This is a genomic window from Vreelandella rituensis (genome assembly GCF_003336665.1).
Taxonomy (GTDB): Bacteria; Pseudomonadota; Gammaproteobacteria; order Pseudomonadales; family Halomonadaceae; genus Vreelandella; species Vreelandella rituensis.
In genome coordinates, this window is sequence record NZ_QPIJ01000044.1 from 1 (window position 1) to 16,105 (window position 16,105).

The 16,105-nt window shown below is 59.5% G+C and carries 13 protein-coding genes; 3 read left to right on the forward strand and 10 right to left on the reverse strand.

The genetic code is table 11. The annotated features are described in order from the left end of the window. The 8 genes from DU506_RS15580 to pgi all read right to left on the reverse strand — a co-directional run. Nucleotides 1-284: helix-turn-helix domain-containing protein (locus DU506_RS15580; RefSeq protein WP_147273761.1), on the reverse strand; the 284-nt coding region annotated here is incomplete at its 3' end. Nucleotides 285-371: 87 nt separating this feature from the next. Continuing rightward, nucleotides 372-1,475, reverse strand: coding sequence for a hypothetical protein (locus tag DU506_RS15585; RefSeq protein WP_114487821.1), 1,104 nt, complete (start codon nucleotides 1,473-1,475; stop codon nucleotides 372-374). 123 nt (nucleotides 1,476-1,598) lie between these two features. Continuing rightward, nucleotides 1,599-3,305, reverse strand: a complete 1,707-nt coding sequence (gene leuA / locus DU506_RS15590) for a 2-isopropylmalate synthase (protein WP_114487822.1) — start codon at nucleotides 3,303-3,305, stop codon at nucleotides 1,599-1,601. Between the two features lie 358 nt (nucleotides 3,306-3,663). Then, the gene (locus DU506_RS15595; RefSeq protein ID WP_415843701.1) at nucleotides 3,664-4,554 is read right to left on the reverse strand and encodes an ion transporter; all 891 of its coding nucleotides are present in this window, start codon (nucleotides 4,552-4,554) and stop codon (nucleotides 3,664-3,666) included. A gap of 3 nt (nucleotides 4,555-4,557) precedes the next feature. Then, the gene (gene serB, locus DU506_RS15600) at nucleotides 4,558-5,763 is read right to left on the reverse strand and encodes a phosphoserine phosphatase SerB (protein ID WP_114487823.1); all 1,206 of its coding nucleotides are present in this window, start codon (nucleotides 5,761-5,763) and stop codon (nucleotides 4,558-4,560) included. Between the two features lie 3 nt (nucleotides 5,764-5,766). After that, the gene (gene parC, locus DU506_RS15605) at nucleotides 5,767-8,031 is read right to left on the reverse strand and encodes a DNA topoisomerase IV subunit A (RefSeq protein ID WP_114487824.1); all 2,265 of its coding nucleotides are present in this window, start codon (nucleotides 8,029-8,031) and stop codon (nucleotides 5,767-5,769) included. A 6-nt stretch (nucleotides 8,032-8,037) separates the two neighbouring features. Next, nucleotides 8,038-9,927 (reverse strand): DNA topoisomerase IV subunit B, encoded by a 1,890-nt coding sequence (gene parE / locus DU506_RS15610; protein WP_114487825.1) that lies wholly within the window; start codon nucleotides 9,925-9,927, stop codon nucleotides 8,038-8,040. A gap of 148 nt (nucleotides 9,928-10,075) precedes the next feature. Next, a complete protein-coding gene (pgi, locus tag DU506_RS15615; protein WP_114487826.1) occupies nucleotides 10,076-11,761 on the reverse strand; it encodes a glucose-6-phosphate isomerase in 1,686 nt (561 codons plus the stop codon). Between the two features lie 84 nt (nucleotides 11,762-11,845). Here pgi and cmoA point away from each other — a divergent pair, with 84 nt between their 5' ends. Both cmoA and cmoB read left to right on the forward strand, forming a co-directional pair. After that, entirely contained in the window at nucleotides 11,846-12,589 is a 744-nt protein-coding gene (gene cmoA / locus DU506_RS15620; protein ID WP_114487827.1) for a carboxy-S-adenosyl-L-methionine synthase CmoA, read from the forward strand. A gap of 1 nt (nucleotide 12,590) precedes the next feature. Beyond that, complete coding sequence (gene cmoB / locus DU506_RS15625) at nucleotides 12,591-13,586, forward strand: tRNA 5-methoxyuridine(34)/uridine 5-oxyacetic acid(34) synthase CmoB (protein WP_114487828.1); 996 nt, start codon at nucleotides 12,591-12,593, stop codon at nucleotides 13,584-13,586. Here cmoB and DU506_RS15630 read toward each other — a convergent pair. After that, nucleotides 13,576-14,250: a zinc metallopeptidase gene (locus tag DU506_RS15630; protein WP_114487829.1), complete on the reverse strand. Its 675-nt coding sequence runs from the start codon at nucleotides 14,248-14,250 to the stop codon at nucleotides 13,576-13,578. The genes cmoB and DU506_RS15630 overlap by 11 nt on opposite strands. 271 nt (nucleotides 14,251-14,521) lie before the next feature. Further along, complete coding sequence (locus DU506_RS22555; RefSeq protein WP_268877335.1) at nucleotides 14,522-14,644, reverse strand: hypothetical protein; 123 nt, start codon at nucleotides 14,642-14,644, stop codon at nucleotides 14,522-14,524. Between the two features lie 121 nt (nucleotides 14,645-14,765). On the opposite strand from DU506_RS22555, the gene iscB reads away from it, so the two are divergent. Beyond that, nucleotides 14,766-16,097: an RNA-guided endonuclease IscB gene (gene iscB, locus DU506_RS15635; protein ID WP_114487830.1), complete on the forward strand. Its 1,332-nt coding sequence runs from the start codon at nucleotides 14,766-14,768 to the stop codon at nucleotides 16,095-16,097. The last annotated feature ends 8 nt before the right edge of the window (nucleotides 16,098-16,105 follow it).

Below are 16,105 nucleotides of genomic sequence, written 5' to 3' on the forward strand. Positions count from 1 at the left end.
GCAAAGAAGTGCTTGAAGGCCGATTGTTGATGGCGCAGGCATTGCTGCAAGGGCACCGAACTGACCTCGGCCAGGAACGCGGTGTCAGGTTGTTTTTTCAGTTGGGTCAGGAAGGCGCTGGTGTCGTTGTAGCCGATTTTCTCTTTGCGCTCGTAAAACGCATCGGTGCGATGTCGCAGCACCGCGTTCCAGACAAACCGCACGCACCCAAACGTCCGCGCCAACAGGATTTCCTGCTCGGGCGTCGGGTAGAATCGGTACTTGTAGGCGCGTTCGGTTTTCATGACTTACAGCTTAGTATCATTTGCGTAAGAGAACAAGGCGTCCTCTCGGACGCCGCGCTTGTATCCTCTCCCTTCGCGCTACGCGACTCAGGAAGAGGTATTACGCGCTTTTAGATAAAACGTTGCGGCCTTAAGACACAGCCGCATCAATGGCACCAGCAACCACAGCAGCGGTGTGAGTAGCCAGCGATAGATAAACCGCGTCATGATCAGTAGCGGCAATAGTACGATCAGCCAAATCAGAAACTGACCCAACCATACCGGCCAGCCGAGCCAGTGAGATAGATTGACGCCTAACGCGCTCACCAAGCTAGGGTCGCGAATCACCACGTAGGCCGTGGTCGAAACCGCCGCGACCTTGGCCATACGAGGCAAGGCCGCAAAACGCCCGCCACTCGCTAATACGCCCTGGCGCAAACTAACGCGAGCGCCTTGGGCTTCCACACTGCCTACCCGGGCAGCACGGGCAGCTTTGCCTGCCTGCAGCACTTTAACCGCGCTGACCATTACGAGCAGATCGACACCGGCCCAGCCTAAATCTGCTGCGCCAATGGCGTCGCCGCGCCGCCACTGGCTTTCCAGATCGCGCAGGCCACTGGTGAAGAAGTCACCTACGCCCGTGACCATTCGTTCACCCTGTAGCCACTCCACCTCGCCTTGGTCGCTCACCACAAACTGGTTGAGCAGCGCATGACCATTGTCGTCAAGTAGCACAATCCCTATTTGGCCACGACGGTAAGGAGTCAACTGCGCATTCGTGGATTCACCCGCGTCACTCCACCAGCGGCTGACTTGTTGATAGCGCTCGCCTATCCAGTGTTGCGCGCGCAGGATGGCCACATCGTGGGTGCGAAAGTAGCTGATAGGCAGCACGGCATCGGCTCCATAGCGCACCAGCACCCGCTGAAATTGAGGTAATAGGCCGTACTCCACCAACACTTCTCGAGCCACATCGCCGTGGCGCAACATTGCCAGAGAGGCACTCATCCATAACGCCTGATCTGCGGCATAGCCGAGAAACAGCACGTTGATCTCCGGCGATTCCTGCGCAAGCGTCGGCGCCAGCGCAGGGAGTGCCCGCTGCGTTTCAAGACGCACCAGCTTGGCGTCAAATGGCTCGTAGGAAGCCACAGCGGTTAATATCCCCGCCGCCAAAATGGTTGCCACCAGGATCACCCGCCAGGTACGCATTCGTCTCTCCCCCTGCGGCTCTACTATCAGGCTATTAGCAGACTTTATCGCCACGACCTATAAAAACCGACAACCCTTTCAGGCTGTCGGTTCTTGAATATGCTTAGTCAGCATATTGCCCTACTAAACCAGTGAATCCGCTGTCACGTTCGCCGCTGCAGGCTGGCTTGAACGGTGGCGGTTGATCGCACTCAACACCCCTTTCATCGAAGCGCTGGTGATACTTTCGTCAGTGCCCACGCCGAAGACCGCCTTGCCTTCGATACGCACTTCCACGTAGGCGATGGCTTCGGCATCGGCGCCCTGGCCACGTGAGTGCTCGTGGTAATCGATGATTTCCACGTCATGCCCGGCGGCGGCCAGCGCCTTGATGAAGGCGGCCAGCGGGCCGTTGCCTTGACCCTGCAGCGCCTGACGCTCGCCATTGGCCTCGATCATGGCTTCCAGGGTGACTTTTGGGCTATCCGGCTCGGATGACAGGCGATGACTGATCAACGCCATCGGGCTGTCCTGCTCCAGATACTCGTCAGCGAACGCCTGGTAAATCATCTGAGAGGTAATCTCCTTTCCGGTGCGCTCGGCGACTTCCTGTACCACCTGGCTGAATTCCATCGACAACCGGCGCGGAAGCTCGATGCCATGCTCCTGTTCCAGCAGGTACGAGACCCCGCCTTTGCCGGATTGGCTGTTGACGCGGATCACGGCTTCGTAGGAACGCCCCACATCCAGAGGATCGATGGGCAGATAGGGCACCGCCCAGACTGCCTCGGGGTCTTCACGGCGGGCGGCCATGCCTTTCTTGATCGCATCCTGGTGAGAGCCGGAAAAGGCGGTGAATACCAGATCGCCCACGTAGGGGTGGCGCGGATGCACCGGCAACTGGTTGCAATATTCCACTTCACGCATGATCGGGGTGATATTGGAAAAATCCAGCTGGGGATGCACGCCCTGGGTGTACATATTCATCGCCAGCGTGACGATATCCACGTTACCGGTACGCTCGCCATTGGCGAACAAGGTACCTTCGACCCGGTCGGCGCCGGCCATCAAGGTCAGCTCGGCGGCGGCCACCCCGGTACCCCGGTCGTTGTGCGGGTGCACACTGACGATCAGGCTTTCGCGGTTATTGACGTGGCGGCAGAACCATTCCACCTGGTCGGCGTAATTGTTGGGAGTGGCGACTTCCACGGTAGCTGGCAAGTTGACGATCATGCGGTGCTCGGGGGTGGGCTGATAAGCGTCCATCACCGCTTCCACGATCTTCACCGCGAAATCCATCTCGGTGGTGGTGAAAAGCTCCGGCGAGTACTGGAACGTCCAGTTGGTTTCCGGCGCCTCGAGCATGCGGCTTCGAATCTGCCGGGTGGCGTCTACCGCAATCTCGACGCATTCTGACTTGTCGACATTGAACACCACGCGACGGAACATCGGGTCGGTGGCGTTATACACATGCACGATGGCGTTCTTGGCGCCCTTGAGTGCTTCGAAAGAACGATCGATCAGATGGGTACGTGCCTGGGTCAACACCTGAATGGTGACGTCCTCGGGGATCCGGTCCTCCTCGATCAGGGTGCGCACGAAATCGAAATCGGTCTGGGAGGCCGAAGGAAAGCCCACCTCGATCTGCTTGAAGCCGATCTTCACCAGCATGTCGAAAAAGCGTTGCTTGCGCTCCTGATCCATGGGGTCGATCAGCGACTGGTTGCCGTCACGCAAGTCGACACTGCACCACTGGGGCGGGGTTTCGATGCGCTTGCTCGGCCATTGACGGTCGGGCAGATCAACGGCGACGAAGGGACGGTATTTCTTGGAGGGATCAGACAACATCATGGCGGCTCTCCTGGTTAAACGGTAGCGAAATAGGGCTGGAAATAGGGCTGGGAATGCGCTGGCGGCGCAGACCAAAAACGCCCCGTCGCAACAATGTGCGAGGGGGCGCGAGAGTTAAACGATGAACAGCCCGAGCGGCTATTCATGCAGCAAGATCGGGAGAATCGGGTGGCACAGGTCGAAGTAGTAAAAGTGATGTAAGACATTGAAAACCTCGCAACTGATAAAACAAACGACAATGCGGAAGGCATTGCCCGGCGCTTGAAGCTTCAGCGGCGGGCTAGTAGTCGTAGGTCTAGTGCAAGGCGGTTCAATGAGGTAGTCATACCCCTTAGAAAATCAGTCTGGGCGATGCTTGTCAAGACTCTTTTCCTCCATCCTGGCCCCTATCCTGACCGCTATCTTGCGCAGCCGGTGTTTTCCAGGCCGCTTCCATCCGGTCGAGCTGAGCTTGCAAGGCCCGGACATCGTCACGTAGACCGTGCATCTCGGCCACTTCACCTTCCCCGCTTTCCAGCTCTATCTGAGCGCTCTCCTTTTGCATGACATCCAGCACGATCCCGATCATCATGTTGAGGAAAATGAAAGCATTGAGAAAGATGAAAGTAAGAAAGAAGATCCAGCTGTAGGGGTAATCTTCCATTACCGGATACATCACCGCAGTGGCCCAACTCTCGAACGTCGCCACCTGAAACAGCGTGAGCATGGCCAGGGAAATATTGCCCCAAAGCTGCTCGTCCACGTCATTGAACAGGAAGCTGCCGATGGCGCCGTAGATGTAAAAAATGATGAACATCAACAGCACTACGTAGCCCATGCGGGGAATCGACTTAACCAGGGCCGCCAGCAACATGCGCAACTCAGGGATCATCGACACCAGCCTCAGCACGCGGAAAATCCGCAGCAGGCGCGCCAGCAGCACCATTTCCGAATCATCCATGGGAATCAGACTGGCGGTAACGATCAGAAAATCGAACACATTCCAGCCCCGCTTGAAAAAGCGCAGCAGGTTGGGTTCGGCGGCCATACGGATCAATATCTCGATCAGGAAAAACACCGTTACCGCGACATCCAGGTACAGCAGCCACTGCTCGAAACGCGTGGTTTCCTCGTAGGTCTTGGCGCCAATCATCAGCGCCGAAATGACGATGATAGAAATCACCCCCATCTCGAACAGCTTGTTCGAGCGCAGGCGCTCAAGGCGCCCCTGCCAGCTGATGAAGGGCTCGTTTTTTGGCGCTTCGCTCACCGCTTACTCCTCCAGATCGACTTGACGATAGCCGATCAAGTACAACACTGCGTCGATTCCCAAGGTTGAAATCGCCTGACGTGCCTGAGCACGTACCAGCGGTTTGGCGCGAAACGCAATCCCCAACCCAGCCTTGGCCAGCATCTGAAGATCATTGGCGCCATCGCCGACGGCAATGGTCTGCTCCAGGCTGAAGCCTTCCCGATGAGCAATTTCTTCCAGCAATACCGCCTTGCGGCTCGCATCCAGAATAGGTTCACGCACCTCGCCGGTGACCTTGCCGTTCTCGATGATAAGTTCGTTGGCGTGAATCTCGTCGAAGCCGAGCTTTTCCTGAAGATGGCGGGCGAAATAAGTGAAGCCGCCAGAGAGAATCGCGGTGCGATACCCCAGGCGCTTGAGATGGCGCATCAAGCGTTCGACCCCGTCCATGAGCGGCAGGCTTTCGGCTATATCGGCAAGCACCGACTCATCCAGGCCCTTGAGCTTGTTCATGCGTTCACGGAAACTCTGCTGGAAATCCAGCTCGCCGCGCATGGCACGCTCGGTGATTTCCGCCACCTCATCGCCAACGCCGTGGCGGCGCGCCAACTCGTCGATCACTTCGGTCTGGATCAAGGTGGAGTCCATATCGAAGCACACCAGGCGACGATGACGGCGCCAGATGGAGTCCTCCTGCAGAGCGATATCCACGCCGTGCTGAGCACCCAGTGCCAGCGCCTTCACGCGTAGAGCATCCAGGTCGACGGCTTCGCCGCGCAGCCAACATTCCACGCAAGCACCCAGCTCGGGGGCTTCGCCATCCAGTGGTTCCCGGCCGGAAAGCCGATGAATCAGCTCCACCGTCAAGCCGAACTCGGCAGTCAAGGCGCCTACTTCGGCCAGGATGCCGGCGGGCAGGCGTGGCGCCAGCAGCGTCAAAATCAGACGCGGCTGGCTGGCCTCACTGCTCCATCGATAATAATCCTCTGCACTCACCGCAATTGCCTGCACATCCAGCCCCAGGGCATCCCCGGCGTCACTCAGAGCGGCTTCAAGAGCGCTGTCGTGATCCAGACCCACCAAGGCTTCCAGCGAAAGCATGCCGAACGTCACGCTCTGATTGATGTCCAGAAGCCGCGCACCACTGCCGGCCAATGCCTTGCCCAACCCCGCCAGCTGGCCGGGGCGTGCCATACCGGTGGCGCGAATCAATAAACGTTTTGCCATGGGTTACTCCCCTGCCTCAATTCGATCCACTTTCTGAAAGCCACGGGGCAGTTTACTGCCTCGCCGGCCACGTTCACCTCGATAATACGCCAGATCCGCGGCTTTCAAGGTCAACTTGCGCTTGCCGGCATGCAGCACCAGGGCCGCATTACAGGACAGCACTGTGATATCACGCACAAATTCTTCACGCCGCGCCGCTCTCGGTCCGGGAATATCCAGCATCTTGTTGCCCTTGCCTTTGGCCATTTGCGGTAAGTCGTCCAAGGGGAACAACAGCAGACGTCCTTCGTTGGAAACCGCCGCCACCCATAGGGCTTGGGCTTCGTCCTCAGCCTGAGGCACCGGCACGGGTGGCAGCACATTGCATCCCTTGGGCACACTCAGCACGGCCTTGCCCGCCTTGTTCTTGCCAGTCAACGCATCGAGCGTAGCAATAAAGCCGTAGCCACCGTCGGATGCCAGCAAAAAGCGGCTTTGCGCGGGCCCCAGCATCAACCCGGTCATTTGCGCCCCAGCCGCCACATTGGCCCGGCCGGTCACCGGCTCGCCCTGGCCACGCGCGCTGGGCAGGTTATGCGCCGCCAGGGTATAGGCGCGACCGGTGTCATCGAGCAGAACCAAGGGTTGGTTGGTCTTGCCACGAGCGACCAGGTGGAAGCGATCCCCGGCCTTGTACGAAAGCCCTTCGGGGTCGATATCATGGCCCTTGGCGGCGCGAATCCAGCCCTTTTCCGAGAGCACCACGGTGATCGGATCGGCGCCCAGCAATTCCACTTCGGAAAGCGCCTTGGAATCTTCACGTTCGACCAGCGGCGAGCGGCGTGCATCGCCATGCTCCTTGCCTGCCGCACGAATTTCCTTCTCGATCAGGTTGGTCAGTTTGGCTTCGCTGCCGAGCAAGGCGCTCAAGCGCTTGCGCTCGGCTTCCAGCTCATCCTGCTCACCGCGAATCTTCATTTCCTCGAGCTTGGCGAGATGGCGCAGGCGCAGCTCCAGAATCGCTTCGGCTTGTCGATCGGAAAGCGCGAATGCCTTTATCAGTTGTGCCTTGGGCTCGTCTTCTTCGCGAATGATCCGAATGACCTCGTCGAGATTGAGGTAAGCGGTCAGCAAGCCTTCCAGAAGGTGCAGGCGATCTTCCACCTTGCCCAGCCGATGCTCGAGACGCCGACGCACCGTGCTACGGCGAAAACGCAGCCACTCTCCCAGCATGACGGGGAGCGACATGACGCTTGGTCGGCCGTCCAGCCCGATCACGTTCATGTTGACGCGAACACTCTTTTCCAGGTCGGTGGTGGCAAAGAGGTGCGCCATCAGCGCCTCGACATCCACACGATTGGAGCGTGGCTCGATCACCAGGCGAGTGGGTTCTTCGTGGGTTGATTCATCACGCAGGTCGGCCACCATGGGCAGCTTCTTGGCATTCATCTGGGCGGCGATCTGTTCCAGAATCTTGGCACCGCTGACCTGATGCGGCAGCGAGGTGATCACGATATGACTGTCTTCACGCAGGTAACGCCCACGCAGCTTCACCGAACCACGCCCGCTTTCGTAGAGTTTTTTCAGATCGCTGGGGGGCGTGATGATTTCCGCATCGGTGGGAAAGTCCGGCGCCGGCAGGAATTCCATCAGATCCGTGGTGGTCGCCTCGGGATGGCGCAGAAGATGACAGGTCGCCTCGACCACTTCGGACACATTATGCGGCGGAATGTCGGTGGCCATGCCCACGGCGATACCGGTGCCGCCATTGAGCAATACATGCGGCAAGCGCGCCGGTAACACCACCGGCTCATTCATGGTGCCATCGAAATTGGGCGTCCAGTCCACCGTGCCCTGGCCGAGTTCAGACAGCAATACTTCGGCGAACCGGGAAAGCTTGGCTTCGGTATAGCGCATGGCGGCGAACGACTTGGGATCGTCCGGACTCCCCCAGTTGCCCTGGCCGTCCACCAGTGGATAACGGTAGCTAAACGGCTGCGCCATCAACACCATGGCTTCATAGCAGGCGCTGTCACCATGGGGATGAAACTTGCCCAGCACATCGCCCACGGTGCGCGCCGATTTCTTGTACTTGGCGTTGGCGTTCAACGCCAGCTCGCGCATGGCATAGATGATACGCCGCTGCACAGGCTTCATGCCGTCGCCGATATTGGGCAAGGCCCGATCCAGAATCACGTACATCGAATAGTCGAGGTACGCCTTTTCGGTGTAGTCACGCAGGGAAAGACGTTCGACGTCACCCTCCGCCACTTGAATATCCATTACCATGAATCGTTAGACCTCGATATCTGCCAGGTTGCCGTAGTCTTCCAGCCAGCGCTTGCGGTCGCTGGCGCGCTTCTTGGCCAGCAGCATGTCCATCATTTCCATGGTGCCATCGCCAACTTCCTGGGTAAGTTGCACCAATCGGCGGGTATCCACCGCCATGGTGGTTTCACGCAACTGCAGCGGGCTCATTTCACCCAACCCCTTGAAACGCTGGACGTTGGGTGTGCCGCGCTTTTTCTCCAGTTTCTTGAGAATTGCCGCCTTCTCGCTTTCATCCAGGGCGTAATGCACTTCTTTGCCCAGATCGATGCGATACAACGGCGGCATGGCTACGAAAACGTGACCGGCATCCACCAGGGCGGGAAAGTGGCGCACGAACAGCGCACACAGCAAGGTGGCGATATGCAGGCCGTCGGAGTCGGCGTCCGCCAGAATACAGATCTTGTGATAACGCAGCTTTTCCAGGTCGGTGCTTCCCGGATCGGCACCAATCGCCACGGCGATATCATGCACTTCCTGGGAGCCGTAGATGTCGTGAGTCTCGACTTCCCAGGTATTGAGTATCTTGCCGCGCAGCGGCAGGATCGCCTGAGTCTCGCGGTTACGGGCCTGCTTGGCGCTGCCGCCGGCGCTGTCGCCCTCGACCAGAAACAGCTCGCCCTGGGAGGGGTCCTGGCTGGAGCAGTCCGCCAGCTTGCCGGGCAAGGCGGGGCCCGAGGTCACCTTCTTGCGCGCCACTTTCTTGGCTTTTTTCTGACGCCGCTGGGCGGCATTGATCACCAGCTCGGCCAGCGCCTCGGCCTGGTCGACATGGTGATTGAGCCACAGCGAAAAGGCGTCCTTGAGCACGCCGCCCACGAAGCCTGCAATGGTGCGCGACGACAACCGCTCCTTGGTCTGTCCGGCGAACTGGGGGTCGAGCATCTTCACCGAGAGCACGAACGAGGCCCGCTCCCACAGATCATCGGCGGTAAGCTTGATGCCTCGCGGCAACAGGCTGCGAAACTCGCAGAACTCGCGCAGCGCATCGAGAAGCCCGGCTCGAAAGCCGTTGACGTGGGTGCCGCCCTGGGGCGTGGGGATCAGGTTGACGTAGCTTTCGGTGAGCGGCTCGCCACCTTCCGGCAGCCACTGGATCGCCCAATCGACGCCATGTTCATCGTCACTGAAATGCCCGACAAAAGGCTCTGCCGGCAACACCTCATAGCCATCGGTTGCCTGGGCCAGATAGTCGCGCAAGCCATCGGCGTATTCCCAGACGGTGTCGTTGCCTTCGGCATCACGCAGCGTGACCTTGAGGCCGGGACATAACACCGCCTTGGCGCGCAATAAATGGCGTAAGCGCGCCAGAGACACTTTGGGGCTATCGAAATAGCTCACATCCGGCCAGAAACGTACCAGAGTCCCGGTCATGCGCTTGGGAGCCTTGCCGATCAGCTCCAGCTCACGGACTTTTTCCCCGTGCTCGAAGGCAATCGCATGTCGCTCGCCATTACGCACCACTTCCACTTCCAAGCGCGTGGAGAGCGCATTGACCACCGAGACCCCAACCCCATGCAAACCGCCGGAGAAGCGGTAGCTGGAGGAGGAGAACTTGCCGCCGGAATGCAGCTTGGTCAAGATCAGTTCCACCCCGGAGACACCGTGCTCAGGGTGAAGGTCGATCGGCATGCCGCGCCCGTTATCGCGCACTTCTACCCCACCATCCTCATGCAGCACCACATCGAGCTCGGTGGCATGACCGGCCAGGGCTTCATCGACACTGTTGTCGATGACTTCCTGCACCATGTGATTGGGCCGGGAGGTATCGGTATACATGCCGGGACGCTTGCGCACGGGCTCGAGCCCGGACAGGACTTCAATAGCGCTGGCACTGTAGGCATCGTACTGGGTCATGTAAGACGTTTCCTGAAGGGTAAATCCACTCGTGCAAACGCAGAAACGCCGGCCTGGCTACGCGCAAGCGCAACCGGGAGCACCGGCGCTCATCTCAGGCCGCACAGCATAGCGAAAAGCTGTATATACAGCCAGAGGGGGAGTCACGTCATTCGTGATCCTCGGCTGCCCAGAAGGCTTCGATCAATCCACGACTGGAGGCATCCAGGCTTTGAATTTCCCCGTCATGCTCCAGGATCTTCTGGGTTTCACCGGCAATTTTCTTGCCCAGCTCCACCCCCCATTGATCGAATGGATTGATATCCCAGATCATCGCCTGCACGAACACCTTGTGTTCATACATGGCAATCAAGGCCCCTAACGTTGACGGGGTCAGCTTGTCGAGCAGCACGGTGGTGGAAGGCTGATTGCCACGGTAGCGCTTGTGCTGCGGGCGCGGACCATCGTCATCAAGGGCATCGTCACCCAGCATTAGCACCCGTGACTGAGCGAAGCAATTGGACAGCGCCAAGCGATGCTGTGCCTTGAGATGCGCCCGGGTATCGTGGTTTTCGACTTCATCATAACGGCGCAAGGGCGCGATGAAATCGCACACCACCGGCTGGGTACCCTGATGCAACAGCTGGTAGAAGGCATGCTGGGCATTGGGGCCGAGCTGGCCCCATAGTACAGGGCAAGTGGAGTAATTGATTGTATTTCCCTGACGCGTGACCGACTTGCCGTTGGACTCCATCTCCAGCTGTTCGAGGTAGGCGGCGAAGTACTCCAGGCGGCCATCGTAAGGCAGAATCGAATGTGCCCGAATATCCAGAAAATTGACATTCCAGATACCCGCCAGCGCAAGCAGAACCGGCATGTTGTCGGCCAGGGGCACCTTGGCGAAGTGCTCGTCCATGGAATGGGCGCCGGCCAAAAACTCATGGAAATTGGCCATGCCTACCACCAGGGCAATCGGGAGCCCGATAGTGCCCCACAACGAATAACGCCCTCCCACCCAATCCCAGAACCTGAGCTGATGCGCCGGGGCGACGCCCCATTCGCTCATTTTTTCAGGACAGGCGGAAACACCGATAAAGTGCTGACGTACCACCAATTCCGCACTTGCCGACATGCTTCCATACCGGGCGAGGCGGTTGGTCAGCCAATCGCGAGCGGTATCGGCGTTGGACAGGGTATCGATGGTGGTGAACGATTTCGACGACAGTACGAACAGCGTGGTTTCCGGGTTGAAACGACTCAGATAGTCCGCCATCTGTGAGCCATCCATGGTCGATGCGAAATGCACCTCGATCGGGTGGACGCCCTCGGGACGAAAGTCAGCCAACGCATGGGTCACCATCAAGGGGCCCAGATCGGAGCCGCCCACCCCCAGGTTGACCACGTCCTCAATCGGCTTGCCGGTCGCACCGCGCCATTGCCCGGCATGCAGTTTCTCCACCAGTTCCGCCATGCGCTCCAGGCTTTCATGCACCGCCGGCACCACGTCTTCGCCGTCCACGATCAAGCTGGCATCACGGGGCAAGCGCAGGGCGGTATGCAACGCCGGACGGTTTTCACTGGTATTGACCCTTTTGCCGCTCAAAAGCGCTTGAATCGCCCCTCGCACACCGGCCTCTTCGGCCAAGGCCAGCAGATGCTCCAGTGTATCCTCATCCCAGCGTTGCTTGGAAAGATCCAGTGTCAGGCCCGCGACTTGCCGGGTAAAGCATTGCCAGCGGCCAGGGTCGTCGCCGAACAAGGTTTTCAGATGGACATGTTTGAGCTGATCGGCGTGAGTGCGCAGGGTTTGCCAGGCAGGCAATGTATCAGGAGTAGCGCTTGAGGCTGAGGCCATGATTGTCTCCAAAGGCTTCGATCCGTGCAGCCGGGGCCTGGGGCTTGTAAAATGGTTCTCCCCAATCCAGGTTCCGGCTTATCCATGAGTGATGCATCTTACCGTGACGCCATCTTTTCGACACCCCTAGACCGGGTGGCCCGCTTTTCTTTCGATGAGCAGGTAGTGGCGTGTTTTCCCGACATGATTCGCCGTTCAGTACCCGGCTACGGCCAGATACTGGGCATGTTGAGCCTAATCGCCCAGCGCCATTTGCGCCATGGCGCCCAGGTATACGACCTGGGGTGCTCGCTGGGCGCCTCCGGCTTGGCGCTGGCCGGGCAACTCAGCCCCGATGCGTTTCGCTACACGGGCCTGGACCTTTCCCCGGCGATGGTCGAACGTGCCCGGCAAACCTTCGAGACGGAATGTCCCGATCATCGCATGCAGGTAGTGGAAAGTGATATCCGTCGTTTCGACTACCAGCCCTGCGGTATGCTGATTCTCAACTTCACCCTGCAGTTCCTGCCCCCGCAGGATCGCGACGCCCTGCTTGCGCGGTTATATGACTGCCTGGAACCCGGCGGGGTCTTGCTGCTTTCGGAAAAGATCATCGACGCCGATGAGCGCGATAATGCCTGGCGGGTGGAACGTTATCATGACTTCAAACGTGCCAACGGCTACAGCGACATGGAAATCAGCCAGAAGCGCACCGCCCTGGAAAACGTCCTGGTGCCGGACACCCTCGACGCTCATCATGCGCGCCTGAAAAATGCCGGTTTCACGCGCTCGTTGACCTGGTTTCAATACCTGAATTTCGCCTCGCTGATCGCCTTCAAGGAAGCCTGACGTGCCGATACCCCCCGCTCACCGCCCTCTGTACCAGGCGTTTGTTGACCAAGGCCTGGATAGCTGGCTTGCCCGGCTACCCGAGCAGCTCGCCCATGGCCTGGACCGCAAGCGTTTCGGTGACCTGCCCGCCTGGGAGAAAGCCGTGGCCAAGTTGCCCCCGCTACCCTCGGCGCGGGATGTCAGCCTGAGCACCGACACCGTCACGGTAGACCTTCCGCTTTCCGACAGCCAGCGCCGCCAGTGCGACAACCTGCTGCGGAAACTGGCTCCCTGGCGCAAAGGCCCTTACAGCCTGGGCGGCATCCATATCGATACCGAATGGCGCTCGGACTGGAAGTGGCAGCGTGTGGCACCCTACCTGGCACCGCTGAAACATCGCAAGGTGCTGGATGTGGGCGGCGGTAGCGGTTACCACGCATGGCGCATGGCGGGAGAAGGCGCTGATTTCGTGCTGGTGATCGACCCCTCGCCACGCTTTTTCTGGCAGTTCCAGGCGGTGCGCCACTTTATCGGTGACGCCGACGAGGGGCGCACGCATTTTCTGCCGGTGGGCATCGAGGACATCCCCGAAAAACTGGCATTTTTCGATACGGCATTTTCCATGGGCGTGCTCTACCACCGCCCTTCCCCGCTGGAGCATTTGCATCAGCTGAAGGATGCCCTGCGCCCTGGGGGTGAGATGGTGCTGGAAACCTTGGTCGTGGAAGGCGACGCCACCACGGTACTGTTGCCCGGCGAGCGCTACGCCGCCATGCCCAACGTCTACTTTCTGCCCTCTTCCCAGGCGCTGTGTCAGTGGATTGAGCGCTGTGGGTTCGACAATGTGCGCGTGGTCGATGAAGCGTTGACCAGCCTGGATGAACAGCGCGCCACCGACTGGATGACCTTTCAGTCGCTTGAGGATTTTCTCGACCCGAATGACCCCAGCCGCACGCTGGAAGGCTACCCGGCACCCCGCCGTGCGGTAGTGATCGCCAACAAACCTAGCGCCTGAGGATTACCAGCCAGCGGCCCAGGTTCATGATCCCGGCCAGCGAGGCCGCCACATAGGTGAAGGCACAGGCGGTAAGCACATGGCGCGCGCCGGGCATATCGTAAGGTGGCACGTATTCTTTCAATAATGGCAGGGCGCGGTTGAAGCTGGCGTCGAACTCCACCGGCAAGGTCACCAGATGCACCAGCGCCGCGGTGCCGAAACTGATGACCGCCATGGCCACCACCACCAACAGGCCCCCGGGCAAGCGGGTGAGCAGGAACAGAAAAGGCGCGGCCATCATCAAAAGCGCACCGAGCTTTTCCGCCTTCTGGGCGACCTTCACCATCCGGCTGCGCGCCAGCAACGGCGGATAGCCCCGGTGATGCTGAATGGCATGCCCCACCTCATGGGCGGCCACCGTCACCGCCGTCAGGGAACGCCCATGATAGATATCCCGGGAAAGCCGCACACGGCGCGCTTCAGGGTCGTAGTGGTCACCATCTTCGGTCAGCTCGACCTTGACCTCATCGATGCCCAGACGGCGCAAGAGATGATCGGCAAGCTCGGCGCCGGTCCCCGGATAATCATCGCGCCCTCGGGTATGGCGCTTGAGCACCCATTTGGCCCAATAGTTGGGCAGAAAAAACAACAGCAACACGATACCTAGCAATACCACGACCATCTCATTACTCCCGCGCACCATGCGATTCCGGCAATGTCTCCCAGCTTACAAGAAGATGGCAAGCCCAGCGTCAACCACTGCGCCTTCATGTCACAGGCCACCTTGCACCAATGGCGATAGGGTCGGCGGTTGCGCTATCATCGACCGCAGTCACTGCGCCCATCGGAGCTTATCTGCGTCAACTACCTCGCCCTAAAGGACGAGGCTTGTGACAACAAGCCCGGTTGACCAGGGAAAGCGGTAACCAACCCGCTACGTTTGCAATAGGTCGTCAAGACCCACCGCCGAATGCTTCGCTCAGTTCGGCGCTCTGGAAGGTCAGGATCACGCTGGTGAAAGGTGACGCGCCGAAGGTTCTGGTCGCTACCGCAAGGTAGGAGCCGGTTGCAGACATTCCCGAGGGGAGACAGGTTGGAAGACCTGCGTCACCAGGCCCGTAAGGGTTCTATTTAAGAAGGAGATCGCATGGCGGTGTTCGTATTGGGAAAGAACAAGCAGCCGTTNAGCAGCCGTTAATGCCGTGTAGCGAAAAACGCGCACGGCTGTTGCTGGAGCGTGGTCGGGCGGTGGTGGTGAACCTGACGCCTTTTGTGATCCGCCTGCGTGATCGGTGCCTGAGTGACTGCACCTTGCAGCCAACCCTGCTGGCTGCCGATCCGGGCAGCAAGGAAACCGGCCTGGCGCTGATGCGGCTGGAAAACAACGCAACGGAAGAAAAGGCACCGGCAACCCGCCATGTGCTTTACCTGTTTCAGTTGGTGCATCGGGGCTTCCAGATTCGCCAAGCCTTGGAGCAACGTGCCGGTTTTCGGCGTCGGCGTCGCAGCAAGAACCTGCGCCATCGCAAGCCACGCTTCGACAACCGGACGCGCAAGAAGGGCTGGCTGCCGCCCAGCTTGCAACACCGGGTCGATACCACCATGGCCAGGGTGGACAAGCTGTGCCGCTGGGCACCCGTGACTCACCTGAGCATGGAGCTGGTGCGATTCGATATGCAGAAGATGGAAAACCCCGAGATTTCCGGCGTCGAGTACCAGCAAGGCACGCTCCTGGGCTATGAGGTGCGCGAATACCTCCTGGAAAAATGGGGCCGGGTATGCGCCTACTGCGGCACCGGTGATACACCCCTGGAAATCGAGCATGTGGTAGCGAAATCTCGGGACGGCTCTAGCCGGGTGAGCAACCTGACCGTCGCCTGTCACGACTGCAATATCGCTAAGGATAATCAGTCGCTTGCCGACTTCTTTGCCACCGACAAGGGATTGAAGCGCCGCCTGAAAGCCAATGGCCTGTCGGCGGAAATGCGCTTGGCTCGGGTGCAGCGCCAGCTCAAATTACCGCTGCGGGATGCCACCGCTGTCAATGCCACCCGCTGGGCACTGTTCGGTGCAATGAAGTCCACTGGCCTACCCGTCGCCGTGGGCAGCGGCGGTCGCACCAAGTACAACCGTCAGCGCCTGGGTATTCCCAAAACCCATGCGCTGGATGCGGCCTGTGTCGGCAAGTTCGACACCCTGAAAGGCTGGCGGGTACCCACCCAGGTCATCAAGGCCATGGGGCGCGGCAGCTACCAGCGCACCCGGCTCGACAAGTACGGCTTTCCGCGTGGCTACCTGATGCGCCAGAAGCAAGTACAAGGTTTTCAGACCGGCGATAGGGTCAGGGCAATTGTCCCGACCGGCAAGAAGGCCGGCACGCATACGGGTCGCGTGGCCATCCGCAAGACCGGCAGTTTCAATATTCAAACCGAACAGGGCGCGGTACAGGGCATCTCCTGGCCCTACTGCACTCTGTTGCAACGCGGTGATGGCTACGGCTACCACCAGATACCCACGCCTCAACACTAAAGGAGGCG

What these genes read in the sequence shown, in the direction of transcription:
- DU506_RS15585 (WP_114487821.1), bottom strand. Translation starts at nt 1,475, where the DNA reads ATGCGTACCTGGCGGGTGATCCTGGTGGCAACCATTTTGGCGGCGGGG.
- leuA (WP_114487822.1), bottom strand. Translation starts at nt 3,305, where the DNA reads ATGATGTTGTCTGATCCCTCCAAGAAATACCGTCCCTTCGTCGCCGTT.
- serB (WP_114487823.1), bottom strand. Translation starts at nt 5,763, where the DNA reads ATGGCAAAACGTTTATTGATTCGCGCCACCGGTATGGCACGCCCCGGC.
- parC (WP_114487824.1), bottom strand. Translation starts at nt 8,031, where the DNA reads ATGGTAATGGATATTCAAGTGGCGGAGGGTGACGTCGAACGTCTTTCC.
- parE (WP_114487825.1), bottom strand. Translation starts at nt 9,927, where the DNA reads ATGACCCAGTACGATGCCTACAGTGCCAGCGCTATTGAAGTCCTGTCC.
- pgi (WP_114487826.1), bottom strand. Translation starts at nt 11,761, where the DNA reads ATGGCCTCAGCCTCAAGCGCTACTCCTGATACATTGCCTGCCTGGCAA.
- cmoA (WP_114487827.1), top strand. Translation starts at nt 11,846, where the DNA reads ATGAGTGATGCATCTTACCGTGACGCCATCTTTTCGACACCCCTAGAC.
- DU506_RS15630 (WP_114487829.1), bottom strand. Translation starts at nt 14,250, where the DNA reads ATGGTCGTGGTATTGCTAGGTATCGTGTTGCTGTTGTTTTTTCTGCCC.
- DU506_RS22555 (WP_268877335.1), bottom strand. Translation starts at nt 14,644, where the DNA reads ATGTCTGCAACCGGCTCCTACCTTGCGGTAGCGACCAGAACCTTCGGC.
- iscB (WP_114487830.1), top strand. Translation starts at nt 14,766, where the DNA reads ATGCCGTGTAGCGAAAAACGCGCACGGCTGTTGCTGGAGCGTGGTCGG.